This is a genomic window from Rhodococcus sp. HNM0563 (assembly GCF_012726195.1).
In the GTDB taxonomy this organism is placed as follows: domain Bacteria; phylum Actinomycetota; class Actinomycetes; order Mycobacteriales; family Mycobacteriaceae; genus Rhodococcus.
Window position 1 is genome coordinate 150,373 of record NZ_JAASAF010000008.1, and the last position, 15,423, is coordinate 165,795.

General features: G+C 65.1%; 18 protein-coding genes. 12 read left to right on the plus strand and 6 right to left on the minus strand.

Annotated features, from left to right (window positions below; genetic code table 11):
- Window positions 1–13: 13 nt before the first annotated feature.
- The 3 genes from HCA61_RS19015 to HCA61_RS19025 all read right to left on the minus strand — a co-directional run bounded on the left by HCA61_RS19015 (window position 14) and on the right by HCA61_RS19025 (window position 1,935).
- Complete coding sequence (locus HCA61_RS19015) at window positions 14–709, minus strand: SIMPL domain-containing protein (RefSeq protein WP_169689759.1); 696 nt, start codon at window positions 707–709, stop codon at window positions 14–16.
- 55 nt (window positions 710–764) lie between these two features.
- Entirely contained in the window at window positions 765–1,268 is a 504-nt protein-coding gene (locus HCA61_RS19020) for a hypothetical protein (RefSeq protein WP_169689760.1), read from the minus strand.
- A 130-nt stretch (window positions 1,269–1,398) separates the two neighbouring features.
- Entirely contained in the window at window positions 1,399–1,935 is a 537-nt protein-coding gene (locus tag HCA61_RS19025) for a helix-turn-helix domain-containing protein (RefSeq protein WP_169689761.1), read from the minus strand.
- A gap of 82 nt (window positions 1,936–2,017) precedes the next feature.
- Here HCA61_RS19025 and HCA61_RS19030 point away from each other — a divergent pair, with 82 nt between their 5' ends.
- The 6 genes from HCA61_RS19030 (at window position 2,018) to HCA61_RS19055 (ending at window position 6,335) form a co-directional block, all read left to right on the plus strand.
- A complete protein-coding gene (locus HCA61_RS19030) occupies window positions 2,018–2,383 on the plus strand; it encodes a hypothetical protein (protein WP_169689762.1) in 366 nt (121 codons plus the stop codon).
- On the plus strand, window positions 2,380–3,093 hold the full coding sequence (locus HCA61_RS19035) for an ATP-binding cassette domain-containing protein (protein ID WP_169689763.1): 714 nt from the start codon (window positions 2,380–2,382) through the stop codon (window positions 3,091–3,093). Before HCA61_RS19030 ends, HCA61_RS19035 begins: the two co-directional genes overlap by 4 nt.
- Window positions 3,090–3,887 carry an ABC transporter permease gene (locus tag HCA61_RS19040; protein WP_169689764.1) on the plus strand — a complete coding sequence of 266 codons (798 nt, stop codon included), beginning with the start codon at window positions 3,090–3,092 and terminating at the stop codon, window positions 3,885–3,887. Before HCA61_RS19035 ends, HCA61_RS19040 begins: the two co-directional genes overlap by 4 nt.
- Window positions 3,888–4,062: 175 nt before the next feature.
- Window positions 4,063–4,485 carry a serine/threonine protein kinase gene (locus HCA61_RS19045; protein WP_169689765.1) on the plus strand — a complete coding sequence of 141 codons (423 nt, stop codon included), beginning with the start codon at window positions 4,063–4,065 and terminating at the stop codon, window positions 4,483–4,485.
- Between the two features lie 125 nt (window positions 4,486–4,610).
- Window positions 4,611–5,396, plus strand: a complete 786-nt coding sequence (gene ubiG / locus HCA61_RS19050; RefSeq protein WP_169689766.1) for a bifunctional 2-polyprenyl-6-hydroxyphenol methylase/3-demethylubiquinol 3-O-methyltransferase UbiG — start codon at window positions 4,611–4,613, stop codon at window positions 5,394–5,396.
- A gap of 60 nt (window positions 5,397–5,456) precedes the next feature.
- Complete coding sequence (locus HCA61_RS19055) at window positions 5,457–6,335, plus strand: sulfurtransferase (RefSeq protein ID WP_169689767.1); 879 nt, start codon at window positions 5,457–5,459, stop codon at window positions 6,333–6,335.
- Between the two features lie 79 nt (window positions 6,336–6,414).
- On the opposite strand, the gene HCA61_RS19060 is transcribed toward HCA61_RS19055, so the two are convergent.
- Window positions 6,415–7,641 (minus strand): oxygenase MpaB family protein, encoded by a 1,227-nt coding sequence (locus tag HCA61_RS19060; RefSeq protein ID WP_169689768.1) that lies wholly within the window; start codon window positions 7,639–7,641, stop codon window positions 6,415–6,417.
- Between the two features lie 154 nt (window positions 7,642–7,795).
- Here HCA61_RS19060 and HCA61_RS19065 point away from each other — a divergent pair, with 154 nt between their 5' ends.
- A complete protein-coding gene (locus tag HCA61_RS19065; protein ID WP_169689769.1) occupies window positions 7,796–8,455 on the plus strand; it encodes a TetR/AcrR family transcriptional regulator in 660 nt (219 codons plus the stop codon).
- Window position 8,456: 1 nt separating this feature from the next.
- Here HCA61_RS19065 and HCA61_RS19070 read toward each other — a convergent pair whose 3' ends face one another.
- A complete protein-coding gene (locus HCA61_RS19070; protein WP_169689770.1) occupies window positions 8,457–10,073 on the minus strand; it encodes an FAD-dependent monooxygenase in 1,617 nt (538 codons plus the stop codon).
- 127 nt (window positions 10,074–10,200) lie between these two features.
- Between HCA61_RS19070 and HCA61_RS19075 the strand changes: the two genes are divergently transcribed.
- The 5 genes from HCA61_RS19075 (at window position 10,201) to HCA61_RS19095 (ending at window position 15,044) form a co-directional block, all read left to right on the plus strand.
- Window positions 10,201–10,968 carry an AraC family transcriptional regulator gene (locus HCA61_RS19075; RefSeq protein WP_169689771.1) on the plus strand — a complete coding sequence of 256 codons (768 nt, stop codon included), beginning with the start codon at window positions 10,201–10,203 and terminating at the stop codon, window positions 10,966–10,968.
- A 152-nt stretch (window positions 10,969–11,120) separates the two neighbouring features.
- Window positions 11,121–12,155 (plus strand): iron-siderophore ABC transporter substrate-binding protein, encoded by a 1,035-nt coding sequence (locus HCA61_RS19080; protein ID WP_169689772.1) that lies wholly within the window; start codon window positions 11,121–11,123, stop codon window positions 12,153–12,155.
- A complete protein-coding gene (locus tag HCA61_RS19085; protein ID WP_169689773.1) occupies window positions 12,152–13,195 on the plus strand; it encodes an iron ABC transporter permease in 1,044 nt (347 codons plus the stop codon). The genes HCA61_RS19080 and HCA61_RS19085 overlap by 4 nt, the downstream gene beginning before the upstream one ends.
- Entirely contained in the window at window positions 13,192–14,244 is a 1,053-nt protein-coding gene (locus HCA61_RS19090; RefSeq protein ID WP_169689774.1) for an iron chelate uptake ABC transporter family permease subunit, read from the plus strand. The genes HCA61_RS19085 and HCA61_RS19090 overlap by 4 nt, the downstream gene beginning before the upstream one ends.
- Complete coding sequence (locus HCA61_RS19095) at window positions 14,241–15,044, plus strand: ABC transporter ATP-binding protein (RefSeq protein ID WP_169689775.1); 804 nt, start codon at window positions 14,241–14,243, stop codon at window positions 15,042–15,044. Before HCA61_RS19090 ends, HCA61_RS19095 begins: the two co-directional genes overlap by 4 nt.
- Before the next feature lie 37 nt (window positions 15,045–15,081).
- Here the strand turns inward: HCA61_RS19095 and HCA61_RS19100 are convergent, their stop codons facing one another.
- Complete coding sequence (locus tag HCA61_RS19100) at window positions 15,082–15,330, minus strand: hypothetical protein (protein ID WP_169689776.1); 249 nt, start codon at window positions 15,328–15,330, stop codon at window positions 15,082–15,084.
- Window positions 15,331–15,423 lie beyond the last annotated feature (93 nt).

The window sequence follows — 15,423 nt, forward strand, 5'->3', positions numbered from 1 at the left end:
GAAATCCTCTGCGTCAGGACGCCTCGAATCGCGCTTCGACGTCGGCGCTGAGCGTGATGCGGTCGGGTTCCAGAGAGTAGCCGGGACCGTTCTCTTCGGACGCCGACGCCGCAGCGGAACGCATCGCTCGCATCATGGGTGCACCTCCTGCACCTGGGCTCGGGCCCGGCTGAAGACCCAGCATTCCTGGATCGGCAACGGCGAGAGCACGGAAGTCGCTGTAGCCCAAGCTTTTCGTGTAGCCCTTGGCTTTGGCGAGGGCATCGCGGACTGCGAGGTCGCGGACCTTCGCCATCCGCTTCTCGCGGGTCTTGCGGGTGATCCACCAGTTCAGGTTTGCGATCGCGACGGCCTCGACCTCGGAGGCAGTGTCGACGAACGCGCTGACCGCGTCGAACTCGCGGAATGTCACGGTGAGTGACGCCGAGGAGGTGTACCGCCAAGGGCGGGTCTTGCCGTCCTTGCTGTACGGGCGGTGTCGACTGTGGCGTACCTGATCGAAGGTCCAGCGAGTGACCGGGCTGTTGTTGCGTTCGCGCAGCTCGGTGACGAGGTCGGTCAGGGTGACGATCGCGGCGGCGACCGGGTCGGCGGCGTGCTCGCGCGTCGTGCCGTCAGCGTGCACCCGGAGCGCGACCGTGCACCGGTTCGGGGCGAACTCGCGTTCGGCATGGCCGGTGACAGTGACGATGACGGGATGATCGCTCATGGACGCGAGTGTGCCAGTCCGAAGCGGGCCGGTGGGGGAACTGCGGGCCTCAAAGCTACTCGAGCGGATCGATCGGACTGTCGGTGATCAGTGCGGTCAGGATCATCGGGGCGTCGCCGTCGCATTGATTGAGCGACACCGCGACCCAACGGGAATCCGATTCGGTGACCGGACCCCAGACCGCCAGATCACCTAGGCAATCCTTGGCGACGAGTGTGCGGAAGGGTTCAGTGGTGGGCGGCTGCCATAATGCGGGCCCCATCGTCACCGTGCGGTGAGGCCCCCAGCGGCGGGTCAACTCCGCAATCAACGACGTGAGATGGCCTTCCGCTGCCTCCTCCGCGACGTTCCATTCCGGTGCGTATACGCCGACGAAGTCGTTGCTCTCCCAGAGCGGGAACAGCTGGAAACCGGCACCCCGGGTGATCGTCCATTCGCCGGTGTTCGGTTCTCCCTCATCGGTGGTGGGCCCGGAGGTGGGGAGTGGAACAGCGAGTGCGGCTGCGATGTCCGACACGGCGCGATCCGCATCGAACTCGTCACCCGATCGGGCCGTCATCGTGTGTGCCTGTTCATCCGCGCGTCTCTCATGTCGGCCAGAGTGCCAGCGGGGTCCGACAATTGCGACGTACTCATGTGCTGCCGCATCTGGCGGGATCGCGGATCTCGGGCACGACGCCGACACGTAATCAGGATTCCATCGGAGGGGTGGGGATCAACGTGGTTCCGAAGGTGATGCGGATGGCGTTGTCCTTCTCGGTCCGGTAGGAGGCGAGTACTTCGTTGAATTTCGCCTGGATTTCGGCGAGGTCGTCGGTGTCGACGTAGAGCGGTGTCGCGCCGAATCCGAGGTAGTTCCTGAGGGTTCGATCGCCGCTGTCGATGAATTTGTCGAACTCTTTGCCGAGCATGCCGAGGAACGAGACGAAGGCGCTGCGTAATTCGGCGTTGCCCACGGCGTCGAGGTCGTCCTGGCCGACGTGCGCCATGCGCTCGCCGAGCGCGAGCGTGCGTTCGATGGTTCCGCGGACGCGTCGTTCGTCCACGACGGTGACGACCTGTGCGTCGATCAACGCGGACACGTGGCGGTAGAGCGTGGCCTGGGTGATGTCGGGTAGTTCCTTGCGGAGCTCTGCGGTGGTCAGACTTCGACCACCGAGCTGTTGGATGATCCGCAACCGTACCGGGTGCAGCACGACGTCGGCTATCGACGGTTCGCCGTCCATCTGGCCCTTTCCTCCATTGTTCTCACTCTGATAATGTTCTCACTATCGAGTCCAGGTTACCGCTGACAGAAGGGCCACCGCCATGGCCGACCTATCGCATTCCGAATCTTCCCTGCACCTCGCCTTCACCGGCTGGGAAGCACTCTTCGTCCGTCGCACCCACTTGTCGCTCCCGAGGTCGTCGATAGTCCGTGTGGAGGTGCTGCCGGGGTGGACCTCCGAAGTGCTCGGCATCCGGAACGGTCTCGCAATCTCCGGTTTCCTCAAAGTGGGCACCTTCACGCATCCCCGCGGCACCAAACGGCTCGTCGTCATGAAGCGAGGTGAACCATTGCTGCGCATAGTGCTTCGTGGCCGCGTGGCCGGCGACGAGTTCGACGAACTACTCGTCAGCAGCCCCTGCTCCGTCGAACTCGCTCGCGGTCTTCAAGGAGCTTCGGCGTCATGACCGGCATTGCAGTCGAACACCTGACCAAGAGATTCGGCATGGTCGATGCTGTTGTCGACACGAGCTTCACCGCCGAGCCTGGACGAGTGACCGGATTCCTCGGCCCCAACGGAGCAGGCAAATCCACCACCTTGCGGATGCTCCTCGGCCTGATCCGACCCGATGCGGGCACCGCCCGGTTCGGCGGGGTCCCGTACGTGGACCTCCCGTTTCCTACCGGCACTGTCGGTGCTGTGCTCGACATCGCCTCTGCGCACCCCGCGACCACTGCCCGCGCCCACCTGCGCACCTATTGCGCACTCGGGGGTCATCCGGTGCGGCGAGTCGGCGAGGTGATCGACTCGGTCGAACTCGACCGGTTCGCCGACCGCCGCGTCGGCACCTACTCGACGGGAATGCGACAGCGGCTCGCGCTGGCCACCGCACTTCTGGGCGATCCCGAGGTCCTGGTCCTCGATGAACCGTCCAACGGTCTCGACCCCTCGGGCATCGTATGGTTGCGCACATTCCTTCGTGAGTTCGCAGCAGGCGGTGGCACCGTGCTGATCTCGAGCCACGCGCTGTCCGAACTGCAGAACACCATCGACGACGTAGTGCTCATCGATCGTGGGCACATCGCGTGGACGGGCGAACTCTCCGAACTCGTGGCCACAGGGGACACGCTCGAAGAGGCCTTCCTTTCCCTCACCGAGAGGGCGGTTGTGAAATGACGAACGCGGTCCGCGGTGAGTTCTTCCGGCTGTTCTCCACGCGCTTGCCGTTGTGGGCGTGTGTCGCGGCCGTTCTGTCCGGTGCCGGACTCACCGGTGTGCTCGGCGTGGTGGGTCCGGAGAACGCGTCGCCGCCGATGCCCGGCCTCGATACGCCGGAGGGCGTGGCGATCGCCGTGGGCTTCACCGGTCTGTTGCTGTTCGTGCCCGCACTGTTCGGAACGATTGCGGTCACAGGCGAGTACCGCCACAAGACCATCGGCACCACTTTCCTGGCGGTTCCGCGACGAGGGGCGGTCCTCGCCGCAAAACTGTTCGTCTACAGCGTCTTCGGTCTCGCATTCGGGTTCTTGATGTCGTTGTCGTCGGCGCTTGCGCTGTGGGCGGTCACGGCCTCGAGGGGCATCGACCTCGGCGCCACGACGGGAGGTCTCGCGGCGGTCCTCGCTCGCGTTGCCGTGGCCGCAGCGATCTACACATTGCTGGGTGTGGGGATCGGCGCGCTCGTGCGCAGCCAACTCGTCGCGGTCGGGATCGTGCTCGGGTACTTCTATTTCCTCGAGCCGGTGCTCATGATCCTGCCTGGTCTGAACACGCTGTATCCGTTCATGCCGGGAGGGGCGACATCGGCGTTGACGAACTTCACGTTCCTGAGCGACACCATGGCGGGGGAGATGTCGTCGGGGGCGGCGGCCTTGCTCACTCCCGCGCTCGGTGCACTCGTGTTGCTGATGTATGCGGCAGTGGCATCGGCGGCGGCTGTGGTGGTTCCGCTGCGGCGTGATCTGGCGTGACCGTCGCACGTGGCTCAGGTCACGGGCATGTAGTTCGAACGATGGATACCGTTAGTCTTGCGAATGGTACAACGTACATGCAGTCGGTTACATCGGCCGACCTTGCGCGGTCGCGTGCCGCGACGAGCTCGACGGCTTGCGTGTGCAGGCCGGTGATCGAAGGACCTTGTGAACAATGGGCAAGACCTCGAACTCTGCGATGCCGAAGATTGCAGCAGCTGTTGTTGTGATCGCCATCGTCGTTGTCGGGATCATCCTTCTCTCGCCGCGGGGCGAGGACGACGGCGACATGGCCACGACTTCGTCCTCGGCTCCTGTCGCGGGTCTGGAAGGTTTGGAAAGTGTGCCGCAGAATGCGACTTCGTGCCCCCGCGCGTTCGACAGCCCTGAGGTGACCAGCGCCGCGATCGCAGACCCGGCCATGTCCTGTGAGTTCGCCGAAGCGGTGCGTCGCTCCTACCTGGACCAGCCGTTGCGATACGGGCTGGTGACAGTCGAGGCGCGCGAGCCGGCCACCGGGCAGAACCAGACCATGAAGTGCTCGGGAAGCCCTGTGGTCACCTGTGTCGGCGGTGACGTCGTCGTATACCTGAACTGATCCGCGGTGTAGCGGGCACGGCGAGGATCGTCGCGATGATGCGGGTCGATCCCACCTGATTGCGCATGCCGATCGCCGGAACATGCGATGGTGGCAGAGCGAGATGATCCCTCGAGGATGTGCAGGTGACTTCCGTGCCCATCGACAACGATGTGTACAACCGTGAAGGTGCAGCGTGGTGGGACGAGGACAATCCCCTCAACATGCTGCACGGGAGTCTGACATCGGGTCGCTTCGCGTATTTCCTCGAGGTGCTCGAGAAGAGGGTCGGTCGCGAATACACAGGACTGCGTGCCCTCGACGTCGGGTCGGGTGGTGGGTTCCTTGCCGAAGAGTTCGCGAAGATCGGATTCGGTGTTGTCGGTGTCGACCCGTCGGGGATTTCCCTGCTCACAGCGGGCAGACACGCGGCCGAGGGAAACCTCGAGATCGACTACCTGCGCGGTAGGGGCGAGATGCTGCCGGTTCGCGATTCCTGGGTAGACGTCGTGTATTGCTGCGACGTGCTCGAGCATGTCACCGATCTGGACGCGGTGATCGGCGAGGTCTTCCGGGTGCTCGAACCGGGAGGATTGTTCTTGTTCGACACCATCAACCGGACTTGGACCAGCCGACTCGTTGCTATCAAGATCATGCAGGAGTGGCGATGGTCCCGGCTCTTCGACACTCCGATCCACGACTGGACGATGTGCGTGCGGCCGGAGGAACTCGCGGAGGTCATGAGCAGGCACGGACTCCGCGCCGGAGAGATCGTGGGTCTCGGACCACGGTCGAAGAATCCGTTGCGGGTACTCGACATGGTGCGGGGCGCGCGGGGCCGGCTCCCGTGGGGAGAGGTGAGCAGGCGGCTGGACTTCGGACGAACGAGATTCACCGGTATCTCCTACATGGGTTACGCGGTCAAGATGTGACACGAGCCCGAGCCCGAACATTGCTCTGATGGATCGGTACCGAGAACTGAGGAGGACCCGATGAGTGAACCGAAACCGCACACCGTCTCGCCGGAATGGCTGTACGAGCAGCTCGCCGACGAAGACCTGGTCATCGTCGACGCGACCACCCACCTCACGATGCCGCCGGACGGGTCGGTGCAGATCGAGCCCGGTCTCGCCACGTACCTCGAAGCCCACATCCCGGGTGCGGTGTATGCAGATCTGTTCACCGACTTCTCCGATCATCATGCCGCCCAGCCGTTCACCGCCGCTCCGTCCGAACGCTTCGCAACGGCTGCCGGTGCCGTCGGAATAGGGGACGGCCGCAGGGTGGTGGTGTACGACCAGTCGAGTGGGATCTGGGCTGCCCGTCTCTGGTGGCAGCTGCGGCTCGAGGGGTTCGACGATGTTGCCGTCCTCGACGGTGGGCTACCGGCCTGGACGGCAGCGGGCTACCCGGTGTCGGACGAGCAGGTCATCCCGCACGCCGCCACTTTCACGTCGCATCGCCGTCCCGAACTGCTGCGTTCCACCGGCGAAGTGCGTGGTGCGCTCGACGACCCGCACACACTGATCATCAACGCTCTCGACCCGGCGACCTATCGAGGTGACAGCCCGTCGTACCCCCGCCGCGGGCACATTCCGGGCAGCATCAACATTCCGTTCGGTGATCTCGTCGATCCGTCGACCGGGCGTCTGAAGCAGCCGGCCGAATTGCGGGCGGTGTTCGAGAAGGCGGGTGCGCTCGACCCGGACGTGCACCCGGTGACATATTGCGGTGGTGGTATCGCCGCGTCGGGTGTTGCACATGCGCTCGCGGTGGCTGGACGTTCCGACGTCGCGGTGTACGACGGATCGCTCAACGCGTGGACCGCCGATGAGTCGCTGCCATTGGTGGAGGGGCCGGATCCTCGCTGACGCAGGTCGGTTCGCGCGCTCGCCGGTCTCCCGCTGCCGAACAGCACTCGCGGGAGATCGGCGGGCGCGCGACCAGCCCTCAGGGGTAGTTCGGGTTGTTGAACTCCGGAATCTCGATGCTGATCGTCCGCAGCTCGGACATGTAGAGCAGCACGAACTGGCGGAGCAGTTCGTCGAAGGTCCAGTACGCCTCCGGGGCCAACGGCAGGGGAAGTAGCCCCTCGCGCACCGCGATGAATGGCCCCCATGCCACATTGAGGAGGTTGTCCCACAGCAACTCTCGGGGGATATTCAGCCAGTTGGCGATTTCGTCGCCGAGCGTGAAGCGCGTCAGGGCGCCCAGGATCGGCCGGCTGAGGAGTGTGAAATCGAGTCCGGCGCCGAGGTCGAGGAGCATGTCCGCGAGTTTGAGGCCTTCGGAGGTGGGTGCCAGCACAGGGTCGAGCGACGCTTGGGCTTGGGACTCGGCGTCGTCCCAGGTCGCGGGGATGTACTGGTCCTCGATGCCGAGCATGTGGGCACTGATCTGCCAGGAATGGAGGAACCCCTCGGACTCATTGGCCGGAATCGGCACCTTCCACTGCTTCAACACGCGCATGACGGTCGTGGGGAGGCTGTGCCAGGTGACCATCATGTCGTGCTGGCTGATCGGAATGTCTTCGGGTGCGGCGCCCTCCCAGTGCGGCGACTGCGGCAGAAGATGACGTACTGCAGCATGCACGAGCCTGGTTTTCACGGCGGTGACGATCATCTCGCCGTCGTCGAGGTACGCGTTACGGGAGCCGATGTCGTAACCCAGCTTCGCGGTCTTCGAGATGCGGCGCTTCATGTTGGCGCCGCCCTTCGAGTAGTACACGGCGCGAGCCTCTTTCGGGATCACCGTGCTCATCATGCCGCTCGCGAAGCCGTACAGGACGCCGAGATAGAGGCCGCGCTTCTCGTTGAAACGCACCGCGGTCTCGAGCTTGCCGCGGTCTGCCCACTCCGGCAGTTGGCGTGCCCGCTCCATGAAGTCCTTCAGGTCGGCGGGAAGTCCGTCGGGCAGGGGCTGTCCGTTCTTCGTCCATGTGCGGAGGAGTTGATTGACCCTGGGTACGTCGCCTCGGTCGAGTAGCGATGCGACCAGCGGGTCGGCTTCGGTGTCCCAGACGGTTCGCGGATCTGCGCCGCTACCGGTGCCCGGGATCGAGCCCGCCGGCGACCACCGCCAGGGTTGTGCGTTGGCGGGCGTCGCGAGCGCGATTGCGCTGAGAGCGCTCAGAGCCCCGCCGGCCGCCAGAATCTTTCGCCTACTGAGATCGGTCATGCCATCTACCCCCGATGAGATGCAGAGAGAAACAGGGTTACAAAATCCGTTACTGCGTATCATTTTGTAACACGGTGTGACGACGTACGTGTGCAGTTTTGCCGAAATTGCCGCACGGAACGGCGTGTAGCCTCGGATTCCCCAGGAGGTGATCGTGGATTCTCAACCACAAGCCCGAACAGCGGCTTCGGAATCTCTACTCGAGCGCGCTTTGCTCGAAGCTGTCGAGAATGCCGATGAGGCCGACACCGTGCGCACGCGTCTGCTGGACGCAGCCCACGAACAGTTCTGCCGTTCCGGAATCCAGCGCTCGTCGATGGAGGAGGTCGCCAGGCGGGCGAACCTGTCGCGGGTCACGCTCTACCGAAGATTCGAGACGAAGGATGCGCTCGTCGAGCAGGTACTGCTGCGCGAATTTCGTCGATATTTCGATCGGTTCCTCGTCGATATCAGATCCGCACGCACCGTCGCCGATCGTATCGTTCTCGGATTCGTGAGCTCGCTGACCGCAATCCGTACCAACTCGTTGATCGGTGGTCTTCTCGACGCCGAACCGACACTCCTCGCAGGATTGCTCGTCGATGACGGTCGGATGCTCGCCATCGCACGGCAGTTCGTCGCGGGGCAGCTTCGCCGCGAACAGCAGGCAGACACCATCTCGCGCGAGATGGACATCGATCTCACCGCGGAGATGATGGTGCGGATCGCAGCGTCGTTCCTCATGGCCCCGACCGATCTGGTCGACCTCGACGATCAGGATCAGCTTTCGGTGATCGCCCGGCAATTCATCGTGCCGATGGTGGTGTCCTCGTAGTTCACTCCGCGATATGCAGCACGTTCGCGAGATGTGCGACGAGCGTCGTCATGCTTGCTCCGGGCCCGCGAAATCCCACATAGCCGTCGGGTCGTACCACGACGATCTCCGGGTGCGCACCGAACCCGTACATCCGTGCTGCGTTGCCCCGCTCGTCGCGGAGTACCCGTCCGTCGGCGGCCTGGGCGAGGTCCGGTGTGAGAACGTACCCGCGCACCAGGCCTCCGAATCTGTCCGCGATGCCTTCGGCCAGGTCGGCCGACTCCTTCACGGCAGGCCCGGTGGGGGCCCACAACAACACAGTGTGGCCCGGGTGGCGCAGGAGGTCGTGCAGTCGCAGTGGTGCGGCCAGTGCATCCTGACGCAGCTCGCGAGCATCGGGCGCCCGATTGCCAGGGACGGGGCCACCACCATCTGTCGAGCCCCCGACGATCGGGCTGTTCCGGTAGTTCAGTAGCAGCTGGGCTTCCCTCAGAATGATTGTCTCCACGTCGGTCTCGCCGCTTCCGATACCCTCACGTGCGTGACGCACGGTGCGACCCACTACGTCCTCGCCGATCGGCCGGCGTTCGACGTCGTAGCTCGCGAGCAGACCGTCGGCAGCATTTCCACTCACGGCGAGCGCGAGTTTCCAGCCGAGGTTGTACGCATCCTGAATTCCCGTGTTCATACCCTGTGCGCCCGTGGGCGGATGGATATGCGCGGCGTCGCCCGCAAGGAACACCCGCCCGGCGCCGTAACTATCCACGATCCGGTGGCTTATCCGAAACACCGACGACCACCGCATGTTTCGCGCGCGTGTGGGCTCCGGGGCCAGACGATCCAGCACGGCCTGGATGTGGGCGAGAGTCGGCGGGTTCTTTCCCTCGAGGCCATGGGCAACCGCGCCGTCCCCTCTGGTGGTGGCCAGATCGGGTGCGACCAGCGACGATACGCGGTACCGCTGGTCGCCCGGTAGCGGGATGCACACCATCAGGTCAGACGTGGAACCGTTCTCCTGCGTCATTGCACGTACGGCATATCCGGAGGGCAACGACCAATCCAGTTCGACATCGGCGAGCATGTACTCCTCGGGAAACGCGTCGCCCTCGAACGAGGATCCCAATCCTTTACGCGTCGCGCTGTGGGCCCCATCGCAGCCGACGAGATAGCGTGCCGACAGGTGCTCGGTGCCGTCCGTGCTGCGCAGGGCGGCGACGACGCCCCGTGAGGACTGCTCGAAGCCGGTGAGTTCGACGCCGTACCGCACCTTCGTGCCGCGTTCTGCCAGTGCCCTTCGGAGTACCTCTTCGGTCGCGTACTGCGGCATGCACGTGAAGCGATACGGCACATCGTCGGGCAGTTCGAGGTCGACTCGCATTGCCTCGTCGCCGTTGACGAACACGATCTGCCCGTGCATCGGAGTCGATAGATCGAGCGCGGGTCGGGCCACTCCCATCGCGTCCCACACTTCGAGAGTTCGAGGCTGGATCCCCACGGCCTTGGCGTAGTGCGTGGGTGTCTTCAATTTGTCGATGACGACGACTGAGACGCCCCGGCGGCGAAGTTCGATTGCGGCTGTCAACCCGACGGGGCCGGCGCCGACGACCAGGACGGAAGTTTCACTGACCTCGGACACGATCGAGCCTTTCGGTCGAAGGGGTTCGGGCAATTGTCTCCCGCACGGCCGGTACTCGGGCCGGAATCGGCCGCGCCGACCGAGGGCGACATAATCGACCGCCGAGAGCTGGAAGCGAGGAGGAGTCGTGGAGACGAGGGCACTGCCGGTTTACGCCGCTGGAGAGATCGAGGTGCCGTTCGTGATCGCCGGTATGGACGAACTCATCGGACGCGACACCCGTTTCGAGCCGCACTCGCATCCCACCCATGAGCTGTTGTGGAACGAGCGCGGCGCATCGAGCGCAACGATCGGCTCCCAGACCTGGACCATCTCCCCGACGATCGGACTGTGGATCCCGGCGGGTCTGCTGCACTGGGGCATCATGCCGACGGGGACGTGGTATCGCACTGCGCATTTCGGTATCGACCATGCGCCGTCGCTGTCCGATGGCCCGGTGGCCGTCGAGATGACACCATTGCTGCGTCTGCTACTCGACCGCCTCGCCGACGATTCGCTCGAGCCTGCATCACGATCGTTGACGGAGAAAATGGTGATCGACGTGCTCGTCCCCGCTGAGCACGAGCTGCTGGTCCGGGTGCCTGCCTCACCGTTGCTGCGACCCATCGTCGAAGCGATCGGCGAGGACCCCGGTGACCCGCGGACCCTGTCGGACTGGGCGACGGAACTCGGGGTCAGCCGCCGCACCGTCACACGTGCGTTCCGCGCGGAGACAGGCCTCAGCTTCGGCCGTTGGGTGGCGGCAGTGCGAGCGCAGCACGCGGTGATGCTCCTCGGACACGGCATCGAGCTGGGCGAAGTCGCAGAGCAGCTCGGGTATCGCTCGGCGAGCGCATTCGGTGCGGCGTTCAGGCGGGCCACGGGGGCGACACCGGCATCGTTCCGCGCGGGCTGAACGGGCGACGAGTCGTGACCCGATCGCGATAACCGGTGGCCCGATCGCGCGATTGCGTCTCAGGTCGGCAAACATTAGGTTTAGGCAAACCTCGCCTAACATCCGATCTGTCCGGATGTGGGCACCCCCTGCACGAAAGCGAGTTCGTCCCCATGCGTTCACAGCGCTTCCTGGCAGTGGCCGCCGCCGCGGTCGCCGTCACACTCGGCTTGTCGGCCTGTAGCTCCGACCCGGAAACCACCGAGAGCGACACCGGCACCACCTCCGGCGGATACCCGATCACCATCGAGCATGCCCTCGGCACCACCACGCTCGAGCAGAAGCCGGAGCGCGTCGCCACCGTGCAGTGGGCCAACCACGAAGTGCCCCTCGCGCTCGGTGTCGTGCCGGTCGGTATGGCCGCCGCGAACTTCGGCGACGACGACGGCGACGGCATGCTGCCGTGGGTCGAGGAGAAGCTCGAGGAGCTCGGCGGCGAAACCCCGGTGCTGTTCGACGAGACGGACGGCATCGATTTCGAAGCCGTGTCCGATACCGACCCCGACGTCATCCTCGCCGGCTACTCCGGACTCACGCAGGAGGACTACGACACCCTCAGCGAGATCGCTCCGGTCATCGCGTACCCCGAAGCCCCCTGGGCGACGGCATGGCGCGACATGATCGCGATCAACAGCGAGGGGATGGGGATGGCCGAAGAAGGCCAGGATCTCATCGCGAGCCTCGAGAGCGAGATCGCCGACGAAGCCGCCTCTCACCCGGAACTCGAAGGCAAGGCGGCGATGTTCCTCACCCACGTAGACACCGCCGACCTGAGCCAGGTCAGCTTCTACACCGCCAACGACACGCGGGCCGCGTTCTTCGAAGACCTCGGACTCGCCACCCCGAAGAGCGTCGCTGACGCTTCCACCGGCGACGAGTTCTCGCAGAAGGTCAGCGCCGAGCAGGTCGACGTGTTCGATGACGTCCAGATCATCGTCACCTACGGCGACCAGTCACTCGTCGACTCGTTGAAGGCAGACCCTCTGCTGTCGCAGATGCCCGCGGTCGCCAACGACTCGATCGTCTTCCTCGACGGCTCCGGCCCGCTCGGCACCGCCGCGAACCCGACGCCGCTCGCCATCTCGTGGGTGCTCTCGGACTACGTGGAGATGCTCGCCGAAGCAGCAAGCAAGACCAACGCGGAGTGACCTCCGTACAACAAGCATCGACGCCGGGCGCCGCACTCTCGCGGCGCTCGGCGCTCGGCAACTCCGCGTGGCTCCTCGTTCTGCTCGGGGTGCTCGCGCTCCTCGTCGTTGCGTCGGTCACCATCGGGTCGCGTGATGTGGAGTGGGCCGACATCGTCGCCGCGCTCGGCGGGTCGACCGACAACATCGGGCAGGGCGCCATCGCGAAGAGAATCCCGCGAACGGTGCTCGCACTTCTCGTCGGGGCGGCATTGGGACTCGCAGGTGCGGTGATGCAAGGCGTCACCCGAAACCCGTTGGCCGACCCCGGAATCCTCGGCGTCAACATGGGAGCGTCGCTCGCGGTGGTCGTAGGCATGGCCTGGTTCGGGCTGTGGACGCAGACCGCGATGCTGTGGGTCGCGATCTTCGGCGCAGGCGTGACCGCGGTGTTCGTCTACATGATCGGTTCGCTCGGCCGCGGCGGAGCGACACCGCTCAAACTCGCACTCGCCGGAGCCGCTACCGCGGCCGCCCTTTCGTCGTTCATCACCGCGATAATCCTTCCGCGCAACGACATCGCGGGGAACGTGCGCTCGTGGCAGATCGGCGGTGTGGGAGGCGCGACCTTCGACGTGATCGGGCAGGCGATGCCGTTCCTGATCGCAGGATTCGTGATCTGCCTGCTGTCGGCGCGCAGCCTCAACTCCCTGGCCTTGGGTGACGAAATGGCCGCCGGGCTCGGCGAACGTGTCGCGCTCGCGCGAGGGCTCGCCTCGCTCGGAGCGGTGCTGCTGTGCGGCGCCGCGACCGCGATCGCCGGCCCCATCGCCTTCGTCGGTCTCGTCGTGCCGCACCTGTGCCGGCTCCTGATCGGCGTCGACAACCGGTGGCTGTTGCCCTTCTCCGCACTGGTCGGTGCCGCGCTGCTCACGGCCGCCGACGTCGTCGGCCGCATCGTCGCGCGACCCAGCGAGATCGACGTCGGCATCATCACCGCGCTCATCGGCGCACCGTTCTTCGTGTACATCGTCCGCCGGCAGAAACTCCGAGAACTGTGACAGCCACACTCACCACCATCGAACCGGATGTCGACGAGGTCGCCGCGAGCCGAGTGCGCCGCGGACGACGTCGACGCATCGTGATCGGAATCCTCGGCGCGCTCGTCCTCACCGCATTCGTCGCGAGCCTGATGTTCGGGAAGACGTTCTATCCGCCGTCCGACATCGTCCGCGTGATCCTCGGCGAAAACGTCCCCGGTGCGACGTTCACCGTCGGCCGACTCCGCCTGCCGCGCACTGTGCTCGCCGTGGTCGCGGGAGTGTGCTTCGGTCTGGGCGGCATCACCTTTCAGACGATGCTGCGCAATCCGCTCGCGAGTCCCGACATCATCGGGATCAGTGCCGGGGCGAGCGCCGCTGCCGCGTTCGGGATCATCGTGCTCGGTCTCGGCAGTACTCAGGTGTCGATCTTCGCGATCGTCGCGGGGCTCGGCGTGGCGCTGTTGATCTATGCGCTGTCGTATCGAGGCGGTGTCGCGGGGACGCGGCTGATCCTCATCGGCATCGGCATCGCAGCCATGCTCGACAGCGTCACCTCGTATCTGCTGAGCACCGCAGCCGCATGGGATCTGCAGGAGACCATGCGCTGGTTGACCGGCAGCCTCAACGGTGCAACGTGGGGCGCGACCGTGCCCGTGATCGTCGCACTCGCGATTCTCGGTCCGGTGCTGTTGGCGCAGACCCGCAACCTGTCGGTAATCCAGCTCGGCGACGAGGCCGCGCAGGCACTCGGTGTGCGCGTCGAGCGCACACGCATAGTGGCGATCGTCGCCGCCGTCGGACTCATCGCGTTCGCCACCGCGGCAGCCGGACCGATCGCGTTCGTCGCATTCCTCGCCGGTCCGATCGCCGCGCGCATCGTGGGGCAGGGTACGTCGCTGTTCGTCCCGGCGGCGCTCGTAGGTGCGTTGCTGGTCCTCGTCGCCGACTTCGTGGGCCAGTACGCATTCGGTACCCGCTACCCGGTGGGCGTCGTGACCGGCGCCCTCGGAGCACCGTACCTCGTCTACCTGATCATTCGCTCCAATCGAGCGGGAGGCTCGCTGTGACCGCATCGCACACTTTGACGGTCGAGAATCTGGAACTCGGCTACGGTAACCGGACGGTCGTCGAGAACCTGGATCTCGACGTACCTTCCGGGATGATCACATGCATCGTCGGCGCAAATGCGTGCGGCAAATCGACGCTACTGCGGTCGATGTCGCGACTGCTCGCGCCGCGCGGCGGGCATGTATTGCTCGACGGCAAGGACGTCCACAAGCTGCCTGCGAAGAAGCTCGCTCGTACTATGGGCCTGCTGCCGCAGTCGCCGATAGCTCCGGAGGGGATCGTCGTCGCGGATCTCGTCGGACGCGGCAGGCATCCGCATCAGCGGGTCTTGTCGAGGTGGAGTCGCGAGGACGACGCCGCCGTCGCCGATGCGCTCGCCGCCACGAATACCACCGAACTTGCCGAACGCGCCGTCGACGAATTGTCGGGTGGCCAGCGTCAACGGGTGTGGATCGCGATGGCCCTCGCGCAGCAGACCGACGTGCTGCTGCTCGACGAACCCACTACCTTCCTCGATGTGAGTCATCAGGTGGAGGTGCTGGACCTGCTCACCGACCTCAATCGTGACCGCGGCACGACGATCGTCATGGTGCTGCACGATCTCAACCTCGCCGCCCGTTACGCCGACTACCTCGTCGCGATCGCAGACGGGCGGCTCTATGCGGCGGGTGATCCGTCGGACGTGCTCACGAGTGAGACCGTCGCCGCGGTGTTCGGGCTCGACAGCCGCGTGATCGAGGACCCTGTCTCCGGAAAGCCGCTGGTGCTGCCGGTCGGGCGACATCACGTGAGTATTTGAAAAGTGGGGATCCGGGCCCGGATCCCCACTTCGGGTATCAGCTGTATGCGTTCTTGATCGCGTCGAGTGCGGTGGTGCACGGGACGTCGGCTTCGCGCAACGCGTCGACGACGTCTGCCTGATCTGCCAGAAGGCTGTTCGCAGCGACCGCCCAGGTCACTTTGCCGGGCTCGAACTTGCGGGTGGGAACCCACCCTCGCTGCGGAGCCAGCTCGCGCAAGGTGCTCCAGTGGGCGACCTCGGTCGCGTCCGGACGTCCGATGAACAGCAACTGCTGGTGTGCCACGATGAACCCCTTTGTTCTACATGCCTCGTCAGGGGTGTCGTTCACTGTGTTCTTTTCGTTACATTGCGCTCGGACGAAATTTGTGCCCTGGGT

Excerpts from the sequence above, each read along its gene's own strand:
- HCA61_RS19015 (WP_169689759.1), bottom strand. The coding sequence starts at position 709 with ATGAGCGATCATCCCGTCATCGTCACTGTCACCGGCCATGCCGAACGC.
- HCA61_RS19020 (WP_169689760.1), bottom strand. The coding sequence starts at position 1,268 with ATGACGGCCCGATCGGGTGACGAGTTCGATGCGGATCGCGCCGTGTCG.
- HCA61_RS19025 (WP_169689761.1), bottom strand. The coding sequence starts at position 1,935 with ATGGACGGCGAACCGTCGATAGCCGACGTCGTGCTGCACCCGGTACGG.
- HCA61_RS19030 (WP_169689762.1), top strand. The coding sequence starts at position 2,018 with ATGGCCGACCTATCGCATTCCGAATCTTCCCTGCACCTCGCCTTCACC.
- HCA61_RS19035 (WP_169689763.1), top strand. The coding sequence starts at position 2,380 with ATGACCGGCATTGCAGTCGAACACCTGACCAAGAGATTCGGCATGGTC.
- HCA61_RS19040 (WP_169689764.1), top strand. The coding sequence starts at position 3,090 with ATGACGAACGCGGTCCGCGGTGAGTTCTTCCGGCTGTTCTCCACGCGC.
- HCA61_RS19045 (WP_169689765.1), top strand. The coding sequence starts at position 4,063 with ATGGGCAAGACCTCGAACTCTGCGATGCCGAAGATTGCAGCAGCTGTT.
- HCA61_RS19055 (WP_169689767.1), top strand. The coding sequence starts at position 5,457 with ATGAGTGAACCGAAACCGCACACCGTCTCGCCGGAATGGCTGTACGAG.
- HCA61_RS19060 (WP_169689768.1), bottom strand. The coding sequence starts at position 7,641 with ATGACCGATCTCAGTAGGCGAAAGATTCTGGCGGCCGGCGGGGCTCTG.
- HCA61_RS19080 (WP_169689772.1), top strand. The coding sequence starts at position 11,121 with ATGCGTTCACAGCGCTTCCTGGCAGTGGCCGCCGCCGCGGTCGCCGTC.